This is a genomic window from Actinophytocola sp., assembly GCF_035942955.1.
Lineage (GTDB): Bacteria > Actinomycetota > Actinomycetes > Mycobacteriales > Pseudonocardiaceae > DASYTH01.
Window position 1 is genome coordinate 1 of sequence record NZ_DASZCQ010000360.1, and the last position, 4,332, is coordinate 4,332.

The following is a 4,332-nucleotide window of genomic DNA, read 5'->3' on the forward strand; positions in this document are numbered from 1 at the left end:
GGGCTGCAGGCCGTGGTCGACGATCAGCCCGTGCACGCCGAGGCCCAGCCGGTGGCCGACGTGCTCGGCGGCGGCCGCGAGCGCCAGCGAGTCGGCGCCGCCCGACACCGCGACGGCCAGGTCGCCGGCCTCGACGCCGGCCTCGGCCAGCAGGCTCCGGACGGCGCGGCGGGTGTCCGCCACAGCAGAGTGCACATGCGGGAGGATCGCACGCCGTCAGCGGGCGGCGTCGAGGAACGCCCCGGACACGGTCACCGCCGCGCCGGACGACTCCGCGCCCTCGACCAGGACGGCGAAGGCGAGGTCGCCGCGGTAGCCGGTGAACCAGCCGTGCGTGGTGCTTCCGTCGCCGACCTGGGCCGTGCCGGTCTTGCCGAACACGGCACCGCGACCGGCCAGCGCCCGCGCGGTGCCGCCGGTGACCACCGCCCGCATCATCGTGCGGACTCCGTCGAGCACGGCCCGCGGCGGCGCCCGGTAGCCGGCGCTGACGGTGGTCTCCACGTCCCGCCACAGGCGCGGGGTGAGCGCCCGGCCGCTGGCCACGGTGGCCGTCATCAGCGCGACGCCGAACGGGCTGGCCTGCACGGTGCCCTGGCCGATGCCGTTCTCCACCCGCTGTGCCACGCTACCGGCCGGCTTGACGCTGCCGGCCTCGGTGGTGATGCCCGGCACCACGAAGTCGGCGTTGAGCCCGAGCTGGGTGGCGGCGTTGCTCAGCGCGTCGTCCGGCAGGTCGGCGGCCAGCCTGGCGAACGTGGTGTTGCACGACCTGGCGAACGCGGTGCGCAGCGGGACGTCGCCGAGCTCGAACCGGTTGTCGTTGGGAATCGTCCGCGGGCCGATCGCGGCCGTGCCGGGGCAGGGCAGCACGGTGTCGATGGTCGCCGCACCGGCCTCCAGTGCCGCAACCGCGGTGGCGATCTTGAACATCGAGCCGGGCGGGTAGAGCCCGTTGAGCGCCTGGGGTTCCGCGCCGGCGGCGGTGTTCTGCGCCACCGCCAGAATGTCCCCTGTGGACGGTTGGATGGCGACCAGCCGGGCCGGTAGCGCCGCCGATTCGACCGCGGCCTGCGCGGCGCGTTGGATCGGCACGCTCAGCGTCGCGGTGACCGGCCTGCTCGCCTCGCCGCCCGCGTTCCCGCCGACGGTCTCCAGCTCGGCGCCCGCCGCGTCGACCAGCACGACCTGCCAGCCGCCCGCGCCACCGCCGCCGGTCCCGGCGACTCGTGTCATCGGCCCGATCAGCAGTGGGGCGACTCCCGGGTCCACCGGCCCGGCCCCGCCCTGCTGCCAGACCAGCAGCGGGGCGCCGTCCCGGTCGAGCACGGCGGGCTGCCCGGTCTCCCCGGCCTTGACCGCGAGACCGCGGTCGGCGGTCAGCTTCGGGTGCACCAGGGCCGGCGTCCAGTGCACCCGCCAGTCCCGCAGGCCGACCTCGGCCAGCGGCAGCGTGCTGTCGTAGCCCCAGACCCGCTGCGGGCCGAACGTCCAGGAGATGCTGAACGGCGCCCGCGCGGTCGACCCGACCGGCGCGACCGGTCCGCTCCGCTTCGCGGTGACCGACGCCGGCGCCAGACCCCGCCATACCGCGGCGAGCTGCCGGGCGGCGCCGGCCGGGTCATCGGTCAGCGCGCCGGCGGAATCGGTGGCGCCCCGGGCAAGCGCGGCCAGGAACCGGTCGGCCACGTCGGCCGCCGGCAGCGGGGCGGGCGCGGCCGACGAGCCGGCGGCGGCCGGGGCGGGAAGGGGATCCGTCGGCCGGACCAGGACGACACCCAGGGCGACGAGGGCCACCATGAGCAGGCAACCGACGGCCAGGATCCACCGCTTCGTCCGTGGCGACATGTCTCCCCCAGAGATGTCCGTGTTACCCGTGGACGCGCCGTAACCAGGCCGGTGCGTCGCTGATCTCCGAGCGCAGCGGCAGCGTCTCCGGCGAGGTCCACACCGCGTTGAACCCGGTCATGCCGACCGCGTCAATCACCTCCCTGGTGAACGCCGCGCCGAGGGCATACTGCCGCACCTTGGCGTCCACGCCCAGCAGCGCGCGCAGGATCCGGTCCAGCAGGCCACCGCCGCGCCGGCGCGCGGTGAACCGCTGGCGGATCGTCGCGACGCTGGGCACGACGGCCGGGCCGACCGCGTCCATCACGTGGTCGGCGTGCCCCTCGAGGAGGGTGGACAGCGCGATCAGCCGGTCGAAGACGGCGCGCTGCTCGGGCGACTGCAGCACCTCCATCAGGCCCAGCCCGCCCGGCTCGCCACCCTCGGTGGTCCGCCTGCGCACCGCCTTGATCACCTCGGGCAGCCGGTTGAGCGCGCTGCTGGCGGTCTCGTCCAGGCCGGACAGGAACCGGCCCACCTCGCCGGCGAAGTAGCCGCGCAGCCACGGCACGGCGGTGAACTGCAGCCGGTGGGTGCACTCGTGCAGGCACACCCACATCCGGAAGTCGTCGGCCGGAACGTCGAGAGCCTGTTGCGCGGCAACGACGTTCGGGGCGACCAGGAGCAGCCGGCCGGGCTGCTCGGCGCCGCCGAACGGGTCGTACTGGCCGAGCACCCGGCCGCCGAGGTAGGCAAGCACCAACCCGGCCTGCACCCCCGCGCTGGTGGCCAGGACCCCGCCGAAGTAGCGGCTCGAGGGCACCGGCAGCGCACCCTCGGTGAGCGCCTCCAGGCCCTCGGCCGCCGCGACCACCCAGCCGTGCCGGTCGACGACCTCGCCGGGATGCAGCGGCAGGCCCTCCCCCAGTCCGGTCAGCGCCCGCACGTGGCCCTCGGCCACCGTGGTGACGTCGCGCAGCTCGGTGACCGTGTGCTCGGCCTCCGCGCGCGGGATCACCGGGCCGGGCCGCATCAGGCGGTGCGCGGTCGCGACGGCAAGGCCCCAGTCGACCGGCGACGGGCCGGGACCCGTCCCGTTGCCGCTCGCCGAGGAGCTGGTCGCCGCGCACATACCAGCGACGCTACCTGTGTTCGCGGCACGGTGTTGCTCGCGGTCCCGGTGGGGGCTTCCGGCCTGGCGAGGGTGGGCCGAAGGTCCGCCCGAGTGGCCGGACATACGCAACCGCAGGCCACCGACGCAAAAGTTAGGGCTCCCAGGCCTGCCCTCACCTTGAATGTCACCGACAGCCGCACTGTCGTAACGTCGCCGCGATCGCGTCGAGGGCCGGGCGGGCGCCCGCGGACTGGGTGCCGTTGGTCATCAGCGCGAAGACCAGCAGCCGGCCGTCGGCGTCGAGGACCACGCCGGCCAGCGAGTTGACCGCCGGGGTCTGCAGGGTGCCCGTCTTGGCCCGCACCCAGCCCCGGCCGGCGGCGGCGTCCGGCGTGTCGTAGCGGTCGGACAGGGTGCCGCTGCCGCCGGCGACCGGAAGCCCGCCGAGCAGCGGGCGCAGCTTGGCGGTGCGCGGATCCTGGTCCGGCCCGGCCGCCACGGCCAGGATCTGGGCGAGCAGGCGGGCCGGCACCTTGTCCTGCCCGGACAGTCCACTCGCGTCGGCCAGGCTCGCGCCGGCGGTGTCGAAACCGTTCTGCTGCAACACTTTCAGGATCGCCTTGCTGGCGCCGGCGAAGCTCGGCTCCTCGCCGGCGGCCCTGGCCACCTCGCGGGCCACGGTCTCGGCGAGCACGTTGTCCGACCGCTGCAGCAGCGTGTCCACCAGCTCCACCATGGGCGCCGAGCGCACCTCGCCGAGCACCCGCGCGCCCTGCGGCGCGGTCGCCTCGGCCTTGGCCGGCACCGTCGCGCCGATCCGGGTGGCGAACTCGTTGGCCAGCGCCTCGGCCGGGTTGGGGCTGCGCGGCGAGACGGGCTTGGTGGCGTCGGCCCGGCCGCCGTCGAGCATCGCCGGCACGATCGGCGCGATGTGGCCGCCGGCGACGTCCCGCGGATCCCAGGACGGCTCCATCCCGCCGCCGGCGTACCGGCTCAGGTCGACGTAGACCGTCTGCACCGCCGCGCCGCTCGCCTTGACCTGGGTGACCAGGTCGGACAGGTGCGCGGCGCCGGGATACACCGACTCCACACCGACCCTGAGCGAGGACAGCGTCGGGTCGCCGCCGCCGATGAGCACCACCTCGCCGGGATTGGCGCCGGCCACCACGGTCGTGGTCAGCTGCTCGGTGTGGTCGAGGCTGAGCAGCGCGGCCGCGGCGGTGAGCAGCTTGCCGGTCGAGGCCGGCACCAGCGGGGTGGTCGCGTCCTGCTCCCACAGCACGTCGCCGGACAGCGGGTCGAGCACGGCCCCGGTGAGCGTGCCGAGGGCCGGGTCGGCGATCGGCCCGGCCAGCGCGGCCCGCACGCCCGCGGCATCGGGCGCCGGGGCC

3 protein-coding genes and 1 pseudogene are annotated in these 4,332 nt (G+C 75.6%); all 4 read right to left on the reverse strand.

Annotated elements, in window-relative coordinates; all coding sequences use genetic code 11:
- A pseudogene (locus VGX25_RS35105) lies at positions 1-195 on the reverse strand (tRNA(Ile)-lysidine synthetase); the annotation flags it as partial.
- A gap of 21 nt (positions 196-216) precedes the next feature.
- Complete coding sequence (locus VGX25_RS35110; RefSeq protein WP_326922299.1) at positions 217-1,848, reverse strand: penicillin-binding transpeptidase domain-containing protein; 1,632 nt, start codon at positions 1,846-1,848, stop codon at positions 217-219.
- A 22-nt stretch (positions 1,849-1,870) separates the two neighbouring features.
- Positions 1,871-2,959 carry a zinc-dependent metalloprotease gene (locus tag VGX25_RS35115; protein ID WP_326922300.1) on the reverse strand — a complete coding sequence of 363 codons (1,089 nt, stop codon included), beginning with the start codon at positions 2,957-2,959 and terminating at the stop codon, positions 1,871-1,873.
- Positions 2,960-3,125: 166 nt separating this feature from the next.
- Positions 3,126-4,332, reverse strand: a 1,207-nt coding sequence (dacB, locus tag VGX25_RS35120) for a D-alanyl-D-alanine carboxypeptidase/D-alanyl-D-alanine endopeptidase (RefSeq protein WP_326922301.1), incomplete at its 5' end; no start/stop codon positions are given.